Genomic DNA, 20,691 nt, shown 5'->3' with positions numbered 1-20,691 from the left:
TATCACCCGCGCCGTCTTCGGACGGCGCACTCCTCCCTCTCTGACTGAAAGCAATGGACGCATCATGATTAGCGTATTCGATATCTTCAAAATCGGTATTGGTCCTTCCAGCTCTCACACCGTCGGACCAATGAAAGCCGGTAAGCAGTTCACGGATGACTTGATTGCACGCGGCATCTTGCATGACATTACCCGCGTGGTTGTCGATGTATACGGCTCGCTTTCCCTGACCGGGAAAGGCCACCATACCGATATCGCCATTATCATGGGCCTGGCGGGAAACCTGCCGGATACCGTTGATATTGATGCGATCCCTGGCTTCATCCAGGATGTGAACACCCACGGTCGCCTGCTGCTGGCGAACGGTGAGCATGAGGTTGAATTCCCGGTTGACCACTGCATGAATTTCCATGCGGACAACCTGTCGCTGCACGAAAACGGCATGCGCATTACCGCGCTGGCCGGCGACAAAGCGGTATACAGCCAGACGTATTACTCTATCGGCGGCGGCTTTATCGCCGACGAAGACCACTTTGGTCAAACCAATACCTCTTCTGTCGAAGTGCCGTATCCGTACAAAACGGCGGCGGATCTTCAGCGTCACTGTCAGGAGACGGGCCTTTCCCTCTCCGGCCTGATGATGAAAAACGAGCTGGCACTTCACAGTAAAGAAGAGCTCGGACAGCACTTCACTAACGTCTGGGAAGTGATGCGCGGCGGTATTGAGCGCGGGATCACCACCGAGGGCGTTCTGCCGGGCAAGCTTCGCGTGCCGCGTCGCGCTGCTGCGCTGCGCCGTATGCTGGTGAGCACCGACAAAACGACAACGGACCCGATGGCCGTTGTAGACTGGATCAACATGTTCGCCCTGGCGGTAAACGAAGAGAACGCTGCCGGGGGCCGCGTGGTCACCGCGCCGACTAACGGCGCCTGCGGTATCGTTCCGGCGGTGCTGGCGTACTACGACAAGTTTATCCGTGAAGTGAACGCGAACTCGCTGGCGCGCTACCTGCTGGTCGCCAGTGCGATTGGTTCGCTGTATAAGATGAACGCGTCTATTTCCGGTGCGGAAGTGGGCTGTCAGGGTGAGGTCGGCGTGGCGTGCTCCATGGCGGCGGCGGGTCTGGCCGAACTGCTGGGTGCAAGCCCGACACAGGTGTGCATTGCTGCGGAAATCGGCATGGAACATAACCTTGGGCTGACCTGTGACCCGGTTGCCGGACAGGTACAGGTACCGTGCATCGAACGTAACGCGATTGCCTCCGTGAAGGCGGTGAACGCGGCACGTATGGCGCTGCGCCGCACCAGCGAGCCGCGCGTCTGTCTCGATAAGGTTATCGAAACCATGTACGAAACCGGTAAAGATATGAACGCCAAATACCGCGAAACCTCTCGTGGCGGCCTGGCGATGAAGATCGTGACCTGCGATTAAGCCCCTCAGGAAGCCTCGTTTTGCGAGGCTTCTTCCTGTTTTCCCCACCATTCATAGTTTCACGCTGCTGACAGTGTTACCCTTCACGCATGAGATAGAAGGGAGATTATCTGTGGCCGTTCATTTACTTATCGTCGATGCTCTTAACCTGATCCGCCGTATCCATGCGGTACAGGGGACGCCTTGTAAAGACACCTGCCTGCACGCGCTGGAGCAGCTTATCCGCCACAGTGAGCCCACCCACGCGGTCGCGGTATTTGATGACGAAGCCCGCAACACGGGCTGGCGTCACCAGCGTCTGCCCGACTACAAAGCCGGACGCGCCCCGATGCCGGACGATCTTCACGCTGAATTGCCCATGCTGCGCGCTGCATTTGAACAGCGTGGCGTTCCATGCTGGGGTGCACAGGGAAATGAAGCCGACGATCTCGCGGCCACTCTGGCCGTAAAGGTGGCAAGCGCCGGGCATCAGGCCACTATCGTTTCAACTGACAAAGGCTACTGCCAGCTGCTCTCGCCGACTATCCGCATTCGCGACTATTTTCAAAAACGCTGGCTGGACGCGCCGTTTATTGCCAGCGAGTTCGGCGTCTCGCCTGAGCAACTGCCGGATTACTGGGGGCTGGCAGGCATCAGCAGCTCTAAGGTTCCGGGTGTCGCCGGTATTGGGCCGAAGAGCGCCGCGCAGCTGCTGAAGGATTTTCAGAGTCTGGAAGGGATTTACGCCCGTCTGGATGAGGTGCCAGAAAAGTGGCGCAAGAAGCTGGAGGCGCATAAAGAGATGGCGTTTATCTGCCGGGAAATCGCAACGCTACAGACGGATTTACAGCTGGACGGGAATTTACAGCAGTTGAGATTAGAGCGTTAACGCTTTTCTGTAGGCCCGGTAAGCGTAGCGCCACCGGGCAAAACAAAGCACGTACTATCGCTCGTCGCGACGTCCGCCAACCGCAGCCCACCAGCGACGAATATGCACCGTCACCTCTTCACGGTCGTGATACAGCTGACGCGCCTGGATCTCCACGTTAATACCGTGCTCGTCCATCTGCTCCTGAATGTAGGCCAGGTTCTGCGATACTTCCTCATAGCGCTTTTTCATCGGCAGCTTGAGGTTGAAAATGGTCTCACGACACCAGCCGTTCACCAGCCAGGAGGCCATCAGCGCGGCGACTTTTGCCGGCTTCTCAACCATATCGCACACCATCCACGAGATGTTGTTACGGTTCGGGCGATAGCGGAAACCGTCTTCCCGCAGCCAGGTAACCTGCCCGGTGTCCATCAGGCTTTGCGCCATTGGACCGTTATCAACGGACGATACCCACATATTGCGTTTCACCAGTTGATAGGTCCAGCCGCCCGGGCACGCGCCAAGGTCGACGGCGTACATGCCGTTTGCCAGACGTTCATCCCACTCATCCGCCGGGATAAAGACGTGGAACGCCTCTTCCAGCTTGAGCGTGGAACGGCTTGGCGCATCGGACGGGAAGCGCAAACGCGGAATGCCCATAAAGAAGGGAGAGTTGTTGGTGGTGTACGAATAGCCTGTATAGCAGCAGCCTGGTGCGATAAAGAAGATATGCACCACCGGACGCTTCGGCGTTTCGTAGTTCGTCAGCACGCCTGCATCACGCAGCGCCGCACGCAGCGGCACGGTGAACTTACGGCAGAACTTCATCAGCTCTTTACTTTCGTTGGTATCCGCCACTTCAACGCGCAGATCGCCGCCCTTCTCCACCACGCCCTGCAGCATGCCGACAATTGGCGTGATGCGGTCTTCCGGCGGAAGATCCTTCAGCAGCTCACCCGCGACAAACATCTGGCGAGCAAAGATCAGCGAGCTGAACGGCAGCTCGCGCGCCAGCTTGTCTGCGTCTTCAGGCTGATAGCACTCGAATACCACATAGCCCGCGTTTTCTTTTACGCGGGCAAAGCCGAAGACTTCGCGCTTCGCCGCTTTATCGGTAATTTCCGCGGCGCACTCTTTCTCAAACCCCGGGCGACAATATAAAACAACCTTATTCATGAACAACGCCCTTGCGTTTCAGACGGATAGCTCCGATAAACATTAATACCCAACCCGCCAGGAAGCTGAAGCCGCCGACAGGTGTAACGAACGCCCACAGGCGCAAATGTGAGAGCGCAAGGCAGTACAGGCTACCGCTGAACAACACGGTACCCAGCGCCATAAACACGCTGCTCCAGTAAAACCAGATACTGATACGACGCTGCATCGCCACCGCCAGCCCAAAAATAGCCAGCGTGTGGAACGCCTGATATTCAAGGCCGGTCTGGATCCAGCCCATCTCTACTGCGCCTAAAGACTTGCTTAATACATGTGCGCCAAAGGCGCCCAGTGCAACAAAAATAAAGCCACTCACCGCGGCAAAAATCAGCATGAATCGGCTGGTCATGTTTAAGTCCTGAGTTGATGCGTGCCCGGCACACAAACGTTATTGCTCATACCTGAAGCGGAATTTTTCTTGCTCGGTTGCCGCTTTCGCCAGTATCCACTGCCGGAAGGCGGCTATTTTACCCAGTTCTGCCTGACTGTCATGACAAACCAGATAAAACGCATTCTTGCTGACCAGTACATCATTAAAAGGGCAAACCAGGCGGCCTGCCTCAATTTCGGACTGCGCCATGACGTTGTTCGCCAACGCCACGCCCTGCCCGTGAATGGCAGCCTGTAACACCATCGCACTGTGGCTAAAAATGGGTCCCTGCTGCACGTTAATATGTGTAAGACCTAATTGACGGGTATAAGTTTGCCAGTCGCGGCGAGAGGCATCATGCAAAAGCGTATGCTGAGCCAGATCGGCGGGTGACTTCAGCGCCTTCTCACCTGTTAACAGCAGAGGAGAACAGACCGGCAGGAGATATTCTGCGTATAATTTTTCTACGCGCAAGCCCGGCCAGTTACCGCGACCATAAAAAATGGCGACATCCACGTCATCGGCCAGCTTGTCCTCCTGACGATCTACCGCCTGGATTCGAACGTCGATCCCCGGATAAGCTGAGTTAAAGCTTGAGAGTCTGGGCACCAGCCAATGAATGGCAAAACTGGGCAATAAACTGACGGTCAGAGCACCTTTTGCACTGCGAGCCTGCAGCTTACGCGTGGCTTCCGTGAGCTGGGAAAAAATCTCTTTAATATCCTGAAAATAGCTCTGCCCCTCTTCGGTCAACAGCAACGAACGGTTGCGTCGACGAAACAGCTTAAGGCCCAGAAAATCCTCCAGAGACTTGATTTGGTGACTTACTGCGGCCTGTGTCACAAAAAGCTCATCTGCTGCGCGGGTAAAGCTCAGATGACGTGCTGCTGCATCAAAAACTCGTAATGCATTAAGAGGTGGCAATCGCTTTGACATGGTTATCTGGCTTAGATGTTAACGGAATTTAACAAACAGGAAACAACGTTTAACCTATTAGTTTTTTTTATCTGAGCCATTATAATTTGTCCGTTGAGGAACTACCAGCAAATACCTATAGTGGCGGCACTTCCTGAGCCGGAACGAAGAGCTTTTTTCGGAATGCGTGTTCTGAAGGGCTTTTGGCTTACGGTTGTGATGTTGTGTTGTTGTGTTTGCAATTGGTCTGCGATTCAGACCACGGTAGCAACGCTACCAATTTTTCACTTCCTGTACATTTACCCTGTCTGTCCATAGTGATTAATGTAGCACCGCCAATTTGCGGTGCTTTTTTTTCGCCTGCGATCTGTTAATGCTCGATCTCTTTCATCTCTTTCACGTCCGTGCGGTTGATCTGCTGCTTGTTCCCGTTAGCATCTTTGTACGAAATCATCCCGGTATCATTATCGGTAGTCGGTTTCCCTTCCGAAACGATAGAACGACCATCGTTGGTGTGCATCACGTAGTTGTTACCGGAACAGGCGCTCAGGGCAAAAGTAAACGCACAGGCAGAAATGATTGCAGCTGTCTTATTCATGATTATTCTCCTTTAGCAATTAATGCTATTCAAACCTCGATTTATAACAGGCTAAAACATCCGCCTAACACTATTTAGCATAACCTGCTTTTTTGAGGCCGTAATGATAAGCAGACAATTCTGATAGATATCAACCTCCTTGCCCTGCCGCTGAAATTGCGCGACGATCGCTATATTGAAATGAGGAATCCCATGAACGCTTTCAGTCCTGCGCAGTTCCGCGCACAGTTTCCGGCCCTGGCCGATGCCGGTATTTACCTGGATAGCGCCGCCACCGCCCTTAAGCCACAGGCGGTGATTGAGGCCACGCAGCAGTTCTACAGCCTGAGTGCCGGGAACGTGCATCGCAGCCAGTTTGCCGAAGCGCAGCGATTAACCGCGCGCTACGAAGCCGCACGCGATCAGGTCGCTCGCCTGATCAATGCCGAAAGCGGGAAAAACATCGTCTGGACGCGCGGCACGACCGAAGCCATCAATATGGTGGCCCAGTGCTACGCGCGCCCGCTGCTTCAGCCGGGCGATGAGATCGTCGTCAGCGAGGCGGAACATCACGCCAACCTGGTGCCATGGCTGATGGTGGCAGAGCAAACGGGCGCACGCGTGGTGAAGCTTCCACTGGGTGCAGACCTTCTGCCCGATGTGGCCCGTCTCCCCGAGCTGATTACATCCCGCAGCCGCATTCTGGCGCTCGGACAGATGTCGAACGTCACGGGAGGTTGCCCGGACCTGGCTCAGGCTATTCGCATAGCCCATGCCAGCGGGATGGTGGTGATGGTCGACGGCGCTCAGGGCGTGGTGCACTTCCCCGCTGATGTGCAGGCGCTTGATATCGATTTCTATGCCTTCTCAGGACATAAGCTCTACGGGCCAACCGGTATTGGGGCGTTGTACGGCAAGCCTGAACTGCTGGCAAAAATGACGCCGTGGCTCGGTGGCGGCAAAATGATCACCGAAGTGTCGTTCGATGGCTTCAAAACTCAGGATGTTCCCTATCGTCTGGAAGCGGGTACGCCGAACGTGGCGGGTGTGATTGGCTTAAGCGCGGCGCTGGAGTGGCTGGCAGAAACAGACATCGTTCAGGCTGAAAGCTGGAGCCGGGGGCTGGCGACGCTGGCAGAGGAAGAGCTCAAAAAGCGCCCGGGTTTCCGCTCGTTCCGCGTTCAGGACTCAAGCCTGCTGGCCTTTGATTTTGCGGGCGTTCACCATAGCGACATGGTGACGCTGCTGGCCGGGTACGGCATTGCCCTGCGTGCCGGACAGCACTGCGCCCAGCCGCTGCTGGCGGCGCTTGGCGTTAACGGTACGCTGCGCGCCTCGTTTGCGCCGTACAATACCCAAAGCGATGTCGACGCGCTGGTTGCCGCCGTTGACCGCGCCCTTGAAATACTGGTGGATTAATGACTAGCGCTGCTTTAGCCGGACATCCGTTTGGCACGGTCATCACAGAAGAGACCTTAAGACAGACCTTCGCCCCGCTCCAGCAGTGGGAAGATAAATATCGACAGCTAATCCTGCTGGGTAAACAGCTCCCGGCCCTTTCAGACGATCTTAAAGCGCAGGCGAAAGAGATCGCAGGCTGTGAAAACCGCGTCTGGCTGGGGGTTAGCGTCTCCGGCGAGAAGCTGCACTTCTTCGGCGACAGCGAAGGCCGCATCGTCCGGGGCCTGCTGGCCGTATTGCTGACCGCTGTGGAAGGGAAAAGCGCGGCGGAATTGCTGGCACATTCGCCGCTGGCGTTATTTGATGAGCTGGGGCTGCGCGCGCAGCTCAGCGCCTCGCGCGGTCAGGGGTTGATCGCGCTCAGCGACGCGGTACTGGATGCCGCACGTCAGGCTCAGGCCTGACGTTCCGCCTTCGCCATCATTTTCTTGAGGGCGTGAGACACAGCCACAAAGCCGAAGGAGGCGGTCACCATGGTGGCCGCACCAAAACCTGAGGCGCAATCCATTCTCTTTGGCCCTTCCGCCGTGCTTTTCATCGCGCAGACTGAGCCATCCGCCTGCGGGTAGACCAGCGCTTCGGTCGAGAACACGCAGTCGACGCCGAGCTTACCTTTGCTGTTCTTCATCACGTTAAAATCGCTCTTCAGGCGCTCGCGCAGCTTGGCCGCCAGCGGATCCTGAATGGTTTTCGCCAGGTCGGCCACCTGGATCTGCGTCGGATCGATTTGCCCACCCGCACCGCCCGTCGTGACCAGCGGCACCTTGTAGCGACGGCAGTATACGATCAGCGCCGCTTTTGGCCGCACGCTGTCGATGGCGTCAATCACATAGCTATAGCCTTTGCTCATGTACTCCGCGACGTTATCTGCCGTCACAAAGTCGTCGATCACCGTGACCCGACATTCCGGGTTTATCAGGCGAATACGTTCCGCCATGACCTCAGACTTCGCCAGGCCGACGTTATCGCGCAGGGCGTGGATTTGACGGTTGGTGTTGGTGACGCAAACGTCATCCATGTCAATCAGCGTGATTGCGCCAATACCGGTTCTCGCCAGCGCTTCTGCCGCCCACGACCCCACACCACCAATGCCCACGACGCAGACGTGCGCATCCGCAAACAGCTGCAGGGCTTTTTCACCATATAAACGTGCCGTCCCGCCAAAACGCTGGCGCCAGGCGTCGCTGATTACCACAGACATAAAACCTCAAATGTAAAAAGGGTGAGGTTTTCCTCACCCTGAACAGTAATCCGTATTGTGCTCAGAATACCACAATCAGCCGCTGAATACGTTTCCAGCACCCGGCGCCGCCTTCAGTACCCACACGCGTCCGTAGTGGTTATACCAGCCCGCGCGATGGCCTGCGTCAGGGCCAATACCCTGATAGATGTCGAAGTGCTGGCCTTTAATTGCCCCGCCAACGTCCAGCGCCACCATCAGACGCAGCTCATACTGACCGTTGAACTTGCCGTTATTGTCCAGCAGAGGAACCTCAGCCAGCAGCGTGGTGCCTGCAGGAATAATCGAACGATCCGATGCTACCGACGCGCGGCCAATCAGGGGAACTGCACTCGCCCCTTTCACCGGCGCGAAGTTTTGCGGTTTGAAGAAGACGAACGACGGGTTCTGCTCCAGCAGCTCGCGCACCTCGGCTTCGCTGTGTTTCTCGCCCCACTCGCGGATCGCCTGCATCGACATATTTTCTTTCTTCACTTCGCCGCGGTCGATCAGCACCTTACCGATACTGCGATAGGCGTGACCGTTTTTACCGGAATAGCTGAAGAAGTTGAGCGGCGACCCGTCGCCAAAATCAATGTAGCCGCTGCCCTGAACGTCCATGATGAAGTTATCCATCAGGGAGTTGCTGTAGGCCAGAACGTAGTTTTCGCTCAGCGCACCGGCGTAGATCTCAGCGCGAGACGGCAGACGACCGCGTTTTGGCGGCATACGGTAGATAGGATACTGGAACTCGCCCTGACGCGAGTGTCGTGCCTGGATAACCGGAGTGTAGTAACCGGTAAACTGGACGTTGCCGTAGTTATCGGCCCCTTCCATCTGCCAGGCGTCGATACCAAACTGGCGCATGTTGCGCGTATCGCCGCCTGCTTTAAGCCAGTCCTGGACCGCGTTATACACGCTACTCTGGGCGCCATACAGACGCGGCGACGCGTTGCGGATCTGGTAGACCTGCTCGGAGAAATCACCGGCATTAATCGGTGCGCCGACGGCATCAGGCTGATTAACTAAAGAGAAAGGCTGGGATAACTTCCCGTCTTTATACTGTTGACCGCGATCGGTCGGTTTGGAAGAACAGGCCGCAAGAATCGCTACCATTGCGCCCGCCATCAGATACTTCGCCCAACGTCCTTTCATTATATCTCGTCTTTAAGTTGCCCATTTCCGCGTGATGAAGATAACAAACCGCCAGGGCTAATGAAATGCGATCGCATGCCCTTTGGCAAATTTTGCGCAAAAAATAGTCCGAACAGAGCCATGTCGTTCAATTTGCATACAAAATCATGATTTATGTGAAAAAGGGGTTGCATCACAAACCTATCCGAGTATAGTGCGCATCCACGGACGCGGGGTGGAGCAGCCTGGTAGCTCGTCGGGCTCATAACCCGAAGGTCGTCGGTTCAAATCCGGCCCCCGCAACCAACACTTCTGAAAACAATAAACACCCTCAAGGGTGTTTTTTTGTATCTGTCGTTTGTGAATTTGCCGGGCGTTTACCCGGCTGAAAGCATTATCCGCGTCGCGCCAGCGTCGCCCCGTCAGAGAAATACGCCCGTATCCCCGCCAGAATCGACTCCGCAACCTCCTGCTGGAATTTTGCCGTCTTGAGCTTACGCTCCTCTTCGACGTTACTGATAAACGCGGTTTCGACCAGGATGGACGGGATATCCGGTGCCTTGAGTACCGCAAACCCGGCCTGTTCAACGCTGTTTTTATGCAGCTTATTGATGTTGCCCAGCTTGCCCAGCACCGCTTTACCAAACTTCAGGCTGTCGTTAATGGTCAGCGACTGCACCATATCGAACATAGTATGGTCGACGTAGCGGTCGCCGCTTTTGCTCACGCCACCAATCAGGTCAGAGGCGTTCTGGCTGTCAGCCAGGAATCTTGCTGCGGTACTGGTCGCGCCTTTGGTTGAGAGCGCGAACACCGACGAGCCGCTTGGCTGGCGGCTGGTAAAGGCATCCGCATGGATCGACACGAACAAATCGGCGCGCTGCTTCTGCGCTTTCGCCACCCGGACCTTCAGCGGAATAAAGATATCTTCATTGCGCGTCATATAGGCGCGCATATTGCCTTCTTTATCAATCAATGCCTTCAGGCGGCGGGCAATTTGCAGCACCACGTCTTTTTCACGCGTGCGGTATTTCCCCACGGCGCCGGAGTCTTCGCCGCCGTGGCCGGGATCGAGCATAATCACAATCGGACGATCCCGGCCTGCTTTTCCGGGCTGCGGGCCACTTTGCGCAGGCGGCACCTGACGCTGCAAGTCGCCCTTGTTGTAATCCTCCAGCAGCGCAAGCAGCGGATCCTGAATGTCCGTCGCATTGGCCGGGTAGAGATCCATCACCAGACGCTCTTTAAAGGTCGCGACGGGCGCCAGGGCGAACAGCTGCGGCTTAACGTTCTGTTTAAGCTCAAACACCATGCGCACGGTTTGCGGATCAAACTGCCCGACGCGAGCCGATTTAATAAACGGATCGTCGCCGCGGATCTGCGCCGCCATCCCTTTCAGCACGGAGTTGAGGTTAACGCCTTCGAGATCCACCACCACGCGTTCCGGGTTGCTGAGGGCAAATTGCTTATATTTCAGCACGCGATTGGATTCAACCGTCACGCGCGTATAGGTCGACGACGGCCAGACGCGCACCGCCACCACCTGACTCGTGGCGGCAAGACCGACCTGACTGACGCTAAGCAACCACATTGCCCCGGCCCCTTTTAACAAACGGCGGCGGCTTATTGCTGAATTGGATCCCGACATGCTTCTCCCGAGCAAGAACACTGACTGATATACAAAATGTCCAAATTGACCGAAAACTTTAACGAATGACGCATAAACTGTCATCTATAAAAGGGTAAACAATCATACGCTAACGCACGGATTACTTACCAATTTCTGTGGGTCGCGGAAAATTTGCACTTGCACACGCGGCCACGATCGAATAAAAATACAGAAATTACGAATAAACATTCATTAAGGGTTGTGCCATGGTGAAGGAACGTAGAACCGAACTGGTCCAGGGATTCCGCCATTCTGTTCCCTATATCAACGCCCATCGGGGAAAAACGTTTGTCATCATGCTTGGCGGCGAAGCCATTGAGCATGAAAATTTTTCCAGCATCGTCAATGATATTGGCCTGCTGCACAGCCTCGGGATCCGCCTGGTCGTGGTGTATGGCGCGCGTCCGCAGATCGACGCCAACCTGGCCGCTCACCACCACGAGCCGATTTACCATAAACATACCCGCGTCACCGATGCCAAAACCCTGGAGCTGGTGAAACAGGCGGCGGGTCTGCTGCAGCTGGATATTACCGCGCGTCTCTCTATGAGCCTCAACAATACGCCGCTGCAGGGCGCGCATATCAACGTCGTGAGCGGTAACTTTATCATTGCCCAGCCGCTCGGCGTGGACGATGGCGTGGATTACTGCCACAGCGGCCGTATCCGTCGTATTGATGAAGAAGCTATTCACCGCCAGCTGGACAGCGGTGCCATCGTGCTGATGGGCCCGGTCGCCGTTTCCGTGACCGGCGAAAGCTTTAACCTGACGTCCGAAGAGATCGCCACGCAGCTGGCGATCAAGCTGAAGGCGGAAAAAATGATTGGGTTCTGCTCCTCCCAGGGCGTCGTGGACGGTGAAGGAACAATCGTACCGGAACTCTTCCCGAATGAAGCCCAGGCCCGCGTGGAAGCGCTGGAAGCCGAAGGCGATTACCACTCCGGCACCGTCCGCTTCCTGCGTGGCGCCGTGAAGGCCTGCCGCAGCGGCGTGCGCCGCAGCCACCTGATCAGCTATCAGGAAGACGGGGCTCTGCTGCAGGAGCTGTTCTCCCGCGACGGTATTGGTACGCAGATTGTGATGGAGAGTGCGGAGCAGATCCGCCGCGCCACCATCAATGACATCGGCGGCATTCTGGAGCTGATCCGCCCGCTGGAACAGCAGGGCATTCTGGTACGTCGCTCACGCGAACAGCTGGAGATGGAGATCGATAAATTCACCATTATTCAGCGCGATAACCTGACCATTGCCTGCGCCGCACTCTATCCGTTCCCGGAAGAGAAGATCGGTGAAATGGCCTGCGTGGCGGTGCATCCTGATTACCGTAGCTCTTCACGCGGCGAAATGCTGCTTGAACGCGTGGCGGCACAGGCGCGCCAGATGGGGCTGAGCAAGCTGTTCGTCCTGACGACGCGCAGCATTCACTGGTTCCAGGAGCGCGGATTCACGCCGGTGGATATCGATTCTCTGCCGGAAACGAAGAAAGAGATGTACAACTATCAGCGTCGTTCAAAGGTGCTGATGGCTGACCTTGGATAATACAACGCTTGCCGGGTCGCGCTGCGCGTACCCGGCCTGCATGTCTGGCGTTGTTCAGAGTGACTCAAATATCGCGCCCAGTCCGCTTCGGCGTTCCGTTCGGGTGGCGATCGCCTGCACCAGCACCCGTTCATCGGCATACAGCGACAGACGCTGACGCGCGCGCGTAATGGCGGTATAGATCAGCTCGCGGGTAACGACGGGTGAAAGCTGCGTGGGCAGGATCAGCGCCGCATGGTTAAACTCGGAGCCCTGGGATTTATGCACCGTCATCGCCCAGGCGGTTTCATGCTCGGGCAAACGGCTGGGCTGGAAGGACTTCACGCTCCCGTCCGGCATCTGGAACCAGACGCGCAGGCCCTGACCGCAGTCGAGCGCAATCCCGATATCCCCGTTAAACAACCCCAGCGCGCTGTCGTTGCGGGAGATCATCACCGGTCGCCCTTCATACCAGCGCGAGTGCGGGGTACGGTTAATTTTGCGTTTTTGCGCCAGCAGCTGTTCCAGCCTGTCGTTCAGACCCCGGACGCCAAAGGGGCCTTCCCTCAGCGCACAGAGCAGCTGGTATTCGCCAAACGCGGCAATGACCTGCTCCGGCGTACTTTGCTGTTGTACGCCCGTCAGAAAGTGCTGATACCCCTGCAGGGCGTCGTCCAGCATCGCCTGATACTCTTCCCCACTTTGCAGCGATTTTTTCTCAATATCCGTAAAGGTACCGTCAAATACCGCTGTGGTGGTGCGCCGGTCGCCCCGGTTCACCGCCGCCGCAAGCTGGCCGATGCCAGAGTCGCTGCCGAAACGGTAGCTTTTTTGCAGCAGACACAGGCTGTCGCGCAGCGCCCCTGCAAGCGAATGGTTTTCAGACGTGAGCGAACATCCGGTGAGACGGGCCAGCTCCTGCGCGCGTTCCGCGGTATATCCCAGGCTGGCATAGGTGCAGATATCCCCCAATACGGCTCCCGCCTCTACGGAGGCAAGCTGATCGCGATCGCCGAGGAAAATGACGCGCGCGTGCGGCGGTAGCGCATCGATCAAACGCGACATCATCGTCAGGTCAATCATCGACGCTTCATCCACGACCAGCACGTCAAGGTGCAGTGGGTTACCGGCATGATAGCGCAGACGCTGGCTACCCGGCTGTGCGCCAAGCAAACGGTGCAGCGTGCTCGCTTCATTGGGGAAAAGCGCAAGCTGATCCCCGGTTAGCGGCAGTTTTTGCAGCGCGCCGCCTAACGACTCCGTCAGACGTGCCGCCGCTTTACCGGTGGGGGCGGCCAGGCGAATACGGCACTTTTTCTCACCCGATAGCTGAATCAGCGCGGCAAGCAGTTTTGCCACAGTGGTCGTTTTCCCGGTGCCCGGGCCGCCAGAAATCACCGAGATTCGTCGGGTTAAGGCCACGGCTGCCGCCACTTTCTGCCAGTTTGTCTCGTCGTCAGAGGTAAACAGCGTATCCAGCGTTTGCCGGAGCTGCGCTTCATCGCAGGGAAGCGGGGCGTTGGTCTCGCTGAAGAAGCGCGCTACCGTCAGTTCGTTACGCCACAGCCGGTTAAGATACAAACGCTCGCCGACAAGGATCATCGGCGTCCCGGTATCGGCTCCGCTTACGGCAGGCGAGCCGAGTAATATCTCCTGCCAGTCCACTTCGTCACCCAGCTGCGCGAAACACGCCTGTAAAGCCGGAGGCATTTTCTCATCCACAGCCAGACGCGACAGCGGCAGACATACGTGGCCTTCCCCCGCGTCTTTACTCAGAATGGCCGCGGCCAGCATGACGGCAGGCTCCTCGCCTGCCACCATCATGGCGAACTGCACATCCAGGTGACGCAGTAACCGTTGTTCAACCGCGTCCAGCAGTAGCGCCTGCATCGTCATGCTACCTCCTCCATGCTTGCAGCAAACAGGTTATCCATTTTTTCAATCAGTTCCGCAGCCGGACGCGTGCAAAAGACGCCGGAACGCGGGTCGTTAGCATCCACTCCGCGCAGGAACAGGTAAATGACGCCGCCAAAATGATCTTCGTAGCGGTAATCGGCCATGCGATGGCGCAGGTAACGGTGCAGCGCAAGGGTGTAAAGCTGGTACTGCAGATCGTAGCGATGCATTTGCATTGCCGATGCCATCGCGTCCTGGGTGTAGGCTTCGCTGCTTTCACCCAGCCAGTTCGATTTGTAATCCAGCAGGTAGTAGCGCCCTTCGTGGCGGAAAACCAGGTCGATAAAGCCTTTGAGCATCCCCTGCACCTGGCGGAAGTTCAGCGGCGGGCACCCGGCGGATAACGGATCGTACTCGCGGATCAGCGCATCAAGCGCCTCGGCCCTGAGCGGGCTGGCGATGGGGAGATAAAACTCCATCTCCACCTGCTTATCTTTGGCAGTCAACTGGTTCAGCGAGATCCCCTGCGTCGTGAGCGGCGCGTGCAGTACCGCGCGGATCCAGTCGGTGAGAACCGGCTGCCACTGCGCGTCGTAGCCGCCACTCTGTAACATTTTCAGCACCCACTCTTCGGAAACCGGCTGGGTAAAATCCAGCTCTTCAAACAGGCTGTGCAAAAACGTGCCCGGCGAGGCGCCGCGCGGGAACTGGTGCGGCGTGAGCAACGGCTCAGCGGGTACGCTACCGGCTCCTGCGGCATCCACGTCCAGTTTTGGCATCAGATCCTGCGCAATACTCTGCCCGTGCTGCTGCAAACCGGAGTAGCTGGTGACGCGCCAGTCGTCGGCAATGGTACGCACAACCTGGCGGGCATGGAGCTCTGACTCACGCAGCTCCGGCATCTGCCAGCGGCTGTTGTCGGGCTGCGACGGAATATGCAGGGCAACATGCTCCGTGCAAAGCGATTCGATGCACTGGCGCAGGCCCGCCGCGTCTTTGGGTTCGCCGTGCTGAATAAGCCGCCCCAGCGCGCTCAGATGAAAATCACTCTCCCCGCTCTTTTCGCCACGGCGACGGAACAGAGGCGCAACGCCCAGGCTGCAGTGCCAGACCGAACGGGTCAGCGCCACGTAAAGCAGGCGCAGGTCTTCCGCCAGACGCTCGGCTTCGGCCAGCTCAACGCTGGACTCCGCGTTGCTGAGATCGAGCACCGCCTCAAAAGACTCGCGATCGTGGTAAAAGGCCTGATCCTGCACGCGATAATTGGCGATAAACGGCAGCCAGACCAGCGGATATTCCAGGCCTTTCGACTTGTGAATGGTGACGATCTGCACCAGATGTTTATCACTCTCTAGTCGCATCTGCTGGCTGGACGAATTACTGTTCGGATCGGCAATCTGCTGCGCCAGCCAGCGTACCAGGGCGTGTTCGCTCTCCAGCTGCGTACCGGCTTCCTGCAGCAGTTCGCTGATATGTAAAATATCGGTCAAACGGCGCTCGCCGCCTGCTGTCGCCAGCATATTCTCCGCAATGTGGCGCTGCGCCATGAGCTCACGTACCATCGCCATGACTCCACGCTTCTGCCATTTTTCGCGGTAGCGAACAAACTCTTCTACCACGGCATCCCACGCGGCTTCGTCATTGTTCAGCGAATCAATATCCCGCGCGTTCAGCCCGAGCATCGCGCTCGCTAATGCGCTACGCAGCGTGCTTTCCCGCTCCGGAGCCAGCACGGCCTGCAGCAGCCATAGCATCTCCTGCGCTTCCAGCGTTTCAAAGACGCTGTCGCGGTTTGAGAGATAGACGGAGGGGATATTCAGTAACGTCAGGGCATCGCGGATGAGTGCGGCTTCCTGACGGCTCCGAACCAGCACCGTGATATCGGATGCCTTTACCGGGGTTGGTTTATCCCCCTTCCACAACAGCGCTTTACCGTGCGCGCCCGCACTGAGCCAGTCGCGGATTTGCGCGGCACAGTGCTGGGCCATCGCATTTTGATAGTCGGCAACGCCGTAGCCTTCCCCATCCAGCAGCCAGAAGTTCATGGCAGGCTGCGTCTCGCCGTTGAACTCGAAGCGCAACGAGGCATTTTTCTCGGCAAATTTTACCGGCTGAAACGGGATCTCCCGGAACATAAATGCCGTATCCATGCGGCTGAAGAGCGCGTTGACGCTTTCCACCATGCCGGGAGAGGAGCGCCAGTTGGTGTCGAGCGTATAGTGCGCGTCAACCTCGCTGCGGGCTTTCATGTAGGTGAAAATATCCGCACCGCGGAAGGCGTAGATGGCCTGTTTCGGATCGCCGATTAACAACAGCGCGGTACCGGGCTGCTGGCGCCAGATACGGCGGAAAATGCGGTATTGCTGAGGGTCGGTATCCTGAAATTCGTCAATCATCGCCACCGGGAACCGGGTGCGGATCGCGGCGGCAAGCGCTTCGCCATTTTCACTGCACAGCGCAGCATCGAGGCGGCTCAGCATATCGTCAAACCCCAGTTCACCCCGGCGGCGTTTCTCACGCGCGACGGCGTCGCGAATTTCCGTCATGGCGCGGGTAATCATCAGATCGTTGAGCGTTAAGGGCTCAGCCAGCAGGGTTTCAATCGCCACAAACAGAGGATGCTCAGGCACAATGCCGTCGGCTTTGGTCCGCTCAGCCAGGAAACGTTGGGAGAATTTCTCCAGCGCATCCGGGAGCTGGTAGCCTCGCGTCTCTTCCTGCGCCCAGGCGCTGATCTTGTCGATCCATTTCCCCTGATTGCCGCGGTTAAACTTGCGTCGATCAATCCCGGAATTTTCGATGATTGCGTCAATCTCGCCAACGGACTCAATCCATTTTTGCTTGATATCGGCAATTCTCGCGATGATTTTTTCATGGCGTGAGGCCAGGGTTTCATCTGCAGGCGGCGGGGATTTGATGACCGGTGCTTCCCCCTGCAGATAACGATCGATAGCGCGCAGCAGCGCCTCCGGGCCCTTCCACAGCGCATGTACCGCTTCGGCGATATCGCGCTGTAACGGGTAGCAGTGGCGACGCCAGAAATCCGCGCAGGCCTGATAGCGAAGCACGGATTCATCTTCAATGAGCTGCTGTTCAAACAGCATCCCGGATTCAAACGCATTCAGGCTCAGCATACGCTGGCAAAAACCGTGAATGGTGAAGACGGACGCTTCATCCATCTGCCGTTCAGCGAGCAATAGCCACTGGGCTGCCTGTTGCTTATCGGCAATTTCTTCCAGAAGGCTCGCGTAGAGAGGGTTATCCGTGCTCTGACGCAGACAGGCGATGCGCAGCTCGTGGATATTGCTGCGAATACGGCCCCGCAGCTCAGCGGTGGCAGCCTCGGTGAAGGTCACCACCAGCAGTTCCTCCACGCTCAAAGGACGTGGAAAAGCGGCGTTGCCGCCAAGCCCCAGCAGCAGACGCAGGTACAGAGCGGCAATGGTGAAGGTTTTTCCCGTTCCCGCTGAGGCTTCAATCAATCGTTCACCCTGCAGAGGTAAACGTAAGGGATCAAGGGACTCAGCGGTATCGGTCATTCTTTCTTACTCCAGGGCATAGATTGCTGCAGCGCGCTGACGCTCTTCCAGACTTTCCAGCCTTTCGGGTTCACGTATTCCGTTTTCCCGTTCTGGCTACCGGAAACCTGAGACAGGATAGTGATTCCCTGCGGCTTAATGACCGCCTGATGGAAGAAGTCTGCAACCTTCTGCGGCGTCAGCTGTTTTATCTCGGCCACTACTTTATCACGCGAATCAAATTTCAGATTACCGCGATCGAAATCTTTGCTCAGCTGCGAAGCTTCTTCACCCAGCGTCTGCGGCGGCTGCATCACCTGTGCGATGACGGCCTGCTGGATCTGCGCAAACTCTTCCGGCTTCATGGCGCGCAGTTTCGCTTCCACCTGCGGGAAGAAGGCCTGGTAACGCTTCCAGAGATACGCCGGCTGTTTATCGCTGCTTTGCAGCAGGAAACCCAGCCCCCACTGTCGGCCTACGTTCATGGAGAAGGCAAACACCGCGTAGCCAAGCTGCTCCTCTGTGCGTAACTGGTTGTAGAACCACGGCTGAATAATTTGCCCCAGAACGGCACTCTGCGCCGAGCTGGCGAATTCATCGTAGCCCGTTGGCACAAATACCGCGGCCAGCGCGGAATCCGTGCTGTTACCCGCCTTTTCAAAAATCACATTCTGTTTTTTCTCAACCAGCACGTCCTGGTTGCGGCACCACTCGTCGCCTTTCGAACCGAGCTGAGTGCGTACATTCTCTGCCAGGGTTTTGGCCTGATCCTCACTCATGTTGCCGACGATCAGGAACTCCGGACGCGTGTTGGTTTTCAGCGCGTCACGGTAAGCCAGCACGTCTTTTAAGGTGATCGAAGGCAACAGCGCGCGGCGGTCCTCTCGCTGGAAATAAGGAACTTGCGACAGCATTTGCGCCGGCATAAGCGCCATATCGTAAGCTTTGCCCTTCTCCGCAGAATCCATCATCTGCGCATACCACGATTTAGCCTGTTCAAGCTGCTCTTCCGTCGGCGTATAGCTGAAATAGCCCTCCAGCAGTGCCTGGAACAGCTGAGGCAAACGCTGGGTATAGCCGTTTGCATTGAGCATCAAACCGTTGTTGGCGTTGGTGGAGAAGCTGATCCCGCCCACGGCCGCCTGGTTGCTGAGCTGATCGAGCGCAATCCCGGCGAGATAGTCATTGAGCGCGAACATCACCTGATTTTTAGCGCTGTTCATCGCTTTCGGGTTACGCAGCACCACGCTGACATCGGCCTTTGGCTCGCTTGCGAAATAGCGGCTAGGGGTATACACCACGCGCAGCGTCGGCTCATCAACGATGAGCGCCGGGTGCGGGTAATCTTGAGTCGTTTTGGTCAGCGAGAAGTCATCCGGAATATAGGGGTTCAGCTCCGGCAGCTTCAACACAATCTCCCCGGCCTTCTTCTGCCAGTCGGCAAAGGTCTGCGCGCTGATTTTGTCCACCTGATAAGGAGCATCGACAAAATACGCCGTCTTGTTATGCGGTTCGTTCGGGCTGATGTACCAGATGCGGGCATTCTCCGGCGTCATCATCGCCAGGCGGGCTTTTACCGCATCGGCATCATAGCGGTCGGCAATATTGACCGCATCGAGGGTGTGCTCTACCGGCACGCGGATCATGGTATCCGCCAGCCACTCAACGTAATCCATATCGCGGGTAATGGACGGGTAACGGAAATCGAGATCCAGCACGTGCGCGAGCTCATCAAAGTAGCGCTTATCGACGCCTTTCTCACGCAGTAATGTAAGGTAGCTGAAGATCGCCGCCACCACTTCGTCACGGTTTGCCAGGCCTTTGTCGGTCAGGGTGGCGGAGATCGCCAGCACGCCGCTATTGCCGTTCACAACCGGATCGGAGTCGGCGCGAATACCTTCCACCAGCCCCTGTTTTTGCAGCCAGTCAGAAAGCGTACCCGGACTACGGTTACCTATCAGGTAGGTCACCAGTTCATCGGTTTTACTGCGAAACTGTGCGGTGTTGTTATCGATGCGGAATTCCACGCGCAGCACTTTGCGCGGCAGCGCAGGCACGTAGTGGATCACAATGCCCTTTTGCGCGTCCGTGACCACCGGTACATCTATCTGCGGCAGGTCGATATTTTTATTCGGCACCCGGCCAAACGTTTTAGCCGCCATGCCTGCCAGTTCTGGCAACGGTTTATTGCTGTAGATGACCGCTTTCATCAGGTTGGCGGAGTAGTATTTATCGCGAAACGCGTGCAGGGCATCAAGCACCGGGCTGTTCGGTTTGTCGCTTAACGTCTCAAGGTTACCGCCGGAGAAGCGCGAACCCGGGTGCGCAGGGTTGATGGTTTCGGCGCTGACCTGGGCCATGCGCATACCGTCTCGCGTGCGGGCAAGGGTCAACTCAGCATTGACGGCATTGCGTTCACGGTCGGCATATTTTTTATCCAGCAGGGGGGCGGCGATGGAATCAGCAAGGCGATCGACCGCGCCTTCCAGCGCATCATTTTCGACTTCAAGATAAAAGGCCGTGCGGTACGGTGCCGTACTGGCATTGTGGCTGCCGCCATGCATTTTCAAAAATTCGGACAGGCTATCCGGCTGCGGGTATTTTTTTGACCCCATCAGCGTCATATGTTCCAGATAATGTGCAAGCCCAGGATGCGCGTCAGGATCTTCCAGCGATCCAACCGGCACCACTAATGCCGAGAGGGACTTCACCGCCTGCGGATCGGAAACCAGCAGCACAGTCATGCCGTTATCAAGACGAATAGCCTGATATTGACGGGTATCTTTTTCGCTTTTACGAATAGTTTCCTGAACGGGTTGCCAACCGGAGTCTGCCTGAGTGACAGGTACCCAGAGGGCGAAAAACAAAACAAACGCTTTAAACAAGGTGCTACCTCTTTATCACGGCTACATCATTAATAC

The 20,691-nt window shown here is 56.9% G+C and carries 15 protein-coding genes and 1 tRNA gene; 6 read left to right on the top strand and 10 right to left on the bottom strand.

All coding sequences use genetic code 11. The features are described from left to right. Positions 1–64: 64 nt before the first annotated feature. Both FOY96_RS03995 and xni read left to right on the top strand, forming a co-directional pair. Positions 65–1,432 carry an L-serine ammonia-lyase gene (locus FOY96_RS03995; RefSeq protein ID WP_143346535.1) on the top strand — a complete coding sequence of 456 codons (1,368 nt, stop codon included), beginning with the start codon at positions 65–67 and terminating at the stop codon, positions 1,430–1,432. A 112-nt stretch (positions 1,433–1,544) separates the two neighbouring features. Further along, positions 1,545–2,300: a flap endonuclease Xni gene (gene xni, locus FOY96_RS03990; RefSeq protein WP_048979245.1), complete on the top strand. Its 756-nt coding sequence runs from the start codon at positions 1,545–1,547 to the stop codon at positions 2,298–2,300. A gap of 54 nt (positions 2,301–2,354) precedes the next feature. Here the strand turns inward: xni and rlmM are convergent, their stop codons facing one another. The 4 genes from rlmM to FOY96_RS03970 all read right to left on the bottom strand — a co-directional run bounded on the left by rlmM (position 2,355) and on the right by FOY96_RS03970 (position 5,377). Beyond that, positions 2,355–3,455, bottom strand: a complete 1,101-nt coding sequence (rlmM, locus tag FOY96_RS03985; protein ID WP_023309030.1) for a 23S rRNA (cytidine(2498)-2'-O)-methyltransferase RlmM — start codon at positions 3,453–3,455, stop codon at positions 2,355–2,357. Further along, a complete protein-coding gene (locus tag FOY96_RS03980) occupies positions 3,448–3,843 on the bottom strand; it encodes a DUF423 domain-containing protein (RefSeq protein ID WP_023309031.1) in 396 nt (131 codons plus the stop codon). The genes rlmM and FOY96_RS03980 overlap by 8 nt, the downstream gene beginning before the upstream one ends. A 39-nt stretch (positions 3,844–3,882) precedes the next feature. Beyond that, complete coding sequence (gcvA, locus tag FOY96_RS03975) at positions 3,883–4,800, bottom strand: glycine cleavage system transcriptional regulator GcvA (protein ID WP_023309032.1); 918 nt, start codon at positions 4,798–4,800, stop codon at positions 3,883–3,885. Between the two features lie 349 nt (positions 4,801–5,149). Next, complete coding sequence (locus FOY96_RS03970; protein WP_008499648.1) at positions 5,150–5,377, bottom strand: YgdI/YgdR family lipoprotein; 228 nt, start codon at positions 5,375–5,377, stop codon at positions 5,150–5,152. A gap of 192 nt (positions 5,378–5,569) precedes the next feature. Between FOY96_RS03970 and csdA the strand changes: the two genes are divergently transcribed. Beyond that, positions 5,570–6,775, top strand: a complete 1,206-nt coding sequence (gene csdA / locus FOY96_RS03965; protein WP_039263338.1) for a cysteine desulfurase CsdA — start codon at positions 5,570–5,572, stop codon at positions 6,773–6,775. After that, entirely contained in the window at positions 6,775–7,221 is a 447-nt protein-coding gene (gene csdE, locus FOY96_RS03960; protein ID WP_047060010.1) for a cysteine desulfurase sulfur acceptor subunit CsdE, read from the top strand. The genes csdA and csdE overlap by 1 nt, the downstream gene beginning before the upstream one ends. Here csdE and tcdA read toward each other — a convergent pair. Together tcdA and mltA are read right to left on the bottom strand one after the other, a co-directional pair. After that, complete coding sequence (tcdA, locus tag FOY96_RS03955; RefSeq protein ID WP_143346534.1) at positions 7,212–8,018, bottom strand: tRNA cyclic N6-threonylcarbamoyladenosine(37) synthase TcdA; 807 nt, start codon at positions 8,016–8,018, stop codon at positions 7,212–7,214. The genes csdE and tcdA overlap by 10 nt on opposite strands. Positions 8,019–8,093: 75 nt before the next feature. Continuing rightward, positions 8,094–9,191: a murein transglycosylase A gene (gene mltA / locus FOY96_RS03950; RefSeq protein WP_143346533.1), complete on the bottom strand. Its 1,098-nt coding sequence runs from the start codon at positions 9,189–9,191 to the stop codon at positions 8,094–8,096. Positions 9,192–9,399: 208 nt separating this feature from the next. Between mltA and FOY96_RS03945 the strand changes: the two genes are divergently transcribed. Further along, positions 9,400–9,476, top strand: a tRNA-Met gene (locus FOY96_RS03945). Positions 9,477–9,564: 88 nt separating this feature from the next. Here the strand turns inward: FOY96_RS03945 and amiC are convergent. Further along, a complete protein-coding gene (gene amiC / locus FOY96_RS03940) occupies positions 9,565–10,818 on the bottom strand; it encodes an N-acetylmuramoyl-L-alanine amidase AmiC (protein WP_029740496.1) in 1,254 nt (417 codons plus the stop codon). Positions 10,819–11,045: 227 nt separating this feature from the next. Here amiC and argA point away from each other — a divergent pair, with 227 nt between their 5' ends. After that, on the top strand, positions 11,046–12,377 hold the full coding sequence (gene argA / locus FOY96_RS03935) for an amino-acid N-acetyltransferase (RefSeq protein WP_039263334.1): 1,332 nt from the start codon (positions 11,046–11,048) through the stop codon (positions 12,375–12,377). A 54-nt stretch (positions 12,378–12,431) separates the two neighbouring features. Here the strand turns inward: argA and recD are convergent, their stop codons facing one another. Genes recD through ptrA form a run of 3 tightly spaced genes read right to left on the bottom strand, consistent with a single transcriptional unit; the run spans position 12,432 to position 20,655 of the window. Continuing rightward, on the bottom strand, positions 12,432–14,252 hold the full coding sequence (recD, locus tag FOY96_RS03930) for an exodeoxyribonuclease V subunit alpha (RefSeq protein ID WP_143346532.1): 1,821 nt from the start codon (positions 14,250–14,252) through the stop codon (positions 12,432–12,434). Beyond that, positions 14,249–17,791: an exodeoxyribonuclease V subunit beta gene (gene recB, locus FOY96_RS03925; RefSeq protein ID WP_143346531.1), complete on the bottom strand. Its 3,543-nt coding sequence runs from the start codon at positions 17,789–17,791 to the stop codon at positions 14,249–14,251. The genes recD and recB overlap by 4 nt, the downstream gene beginning before the upstream one ends. After that, positions 17,788–20,655, bottom strand: coding sequence for a pitrilysin (ptrA, locus tag FOY96_RS03920; protein ID WP_143346530.1), 2,868 nt, complete (start codon positions 20,653–20,655; stop codon positions 17,788–17,790). Before ptrA ends, recB begins: the two co-directional genes overlap by 4 nt. Positions 20,656–20,691 lie beyond the last annotated feature (36 nt).

It is taken from the genome of Enterobacter asburiae, assembly GCF_007035645.1.
Taxonomy (GTDB): domain Bacteria; phylum Pseudomonadota; class Gammaproteobacteria; order Enterobacterales; family Enterobacteriaceae; genus Enterobacter; species Enterobacter asburiae_B.
The sequence above is the reverse complement of the archived record's forward strand: the minus strand, read 5'-3'. Positions and strand labels throughout refer to the sequence as shown.

Bases quoted from the DNA above. Each gene is read 5' to 3' on its own strand.
- csdA (WP_039263338.1), top strand. From the start codon at position 5,570: ATGAACGCTTTCAGTCCTGCGCAGTTCCGCGCACAGTTTCCGGCCCTG.
- recD (WP_143346532.1), bottom strand. From the start codon at position 14,252: ATGACGATGCAGGCGCTACTGCTGGACGCGGTTGAACAACGGTTACTG.
- rlmM (WP_023309030.1), bottom strand. From the start codon at position 3,455: ATGAATAAGGTTGTTTTATATTGTCGCCCGGGGTTTGAGAAAGAGTGC.
- csdE (WP_047060010.1), top strand. From the start codon at position 6,775: ATGACTAGCGCTGCTTTAGCCGGACATCCGTTTGGCACGGTCATCACA.
- recB (WP_143346531.1), bottom strand. From the start codon at position 17,791: ATGACCGATACCGCTGAGTCCCTTGATCCCTTACGTTTACCTCTGCAG.
- amiC (WP_029740496.1), bottom strand. From the start codon at position 10,818: ATGTCGGGATCCAATTCAGCAATAAGCCGCCGCCGTTTGTTAAAAGGG.
- FOY96_RS03970 (WP_008499648.1), bottom strand. From the start codon at position 5,377: ATGAATAAGACAGCTGCAATCATTTCTGCCTGTGCGTTTACTTTTGCC.
- argA (WP_039263334.1), top strand. From the start codon at position 11,046: ATGGTGAAGGAACGTAGAACCGAACTGGTCCAGGGATTCCGCCATTCT.
- tcdA (WP_143346534.1), bottom strand. From the start codon at position 8,018: ATGTCTGTGGTAATCAGCGACGCCTGGCGCCAGCGTTTTGGCGGGACG.
- mltA (WP_143346533.1), bottom strand. From the start codon at position 9,191: ATGAAAGGACGTTGGGCGAAGTATCTGATGGCGGGCGCAATGGTAGCG.
- gcvA (WP_023309032.1), bottom strand. From the start codon at position 4,800: ATGTCAAAGCGATTGCCACCTCTTAATGCATTACGAGTTTTTGATGCA.
- FOY96_RS03995 (WP_143346535.1), top strand. From the start codon at position 65: ATGATTAGCGTATTCGATATCTTCAAAATCGGTATTGGTCCTTCCAGC.
- FOY96_RS03980 (WP_023309031.1), bottom strand. From the start codon at position 3,843: ATGACCAGCCGATTCATGCTGATTTTTGCCGCGGTGAGTGGCTTTATT.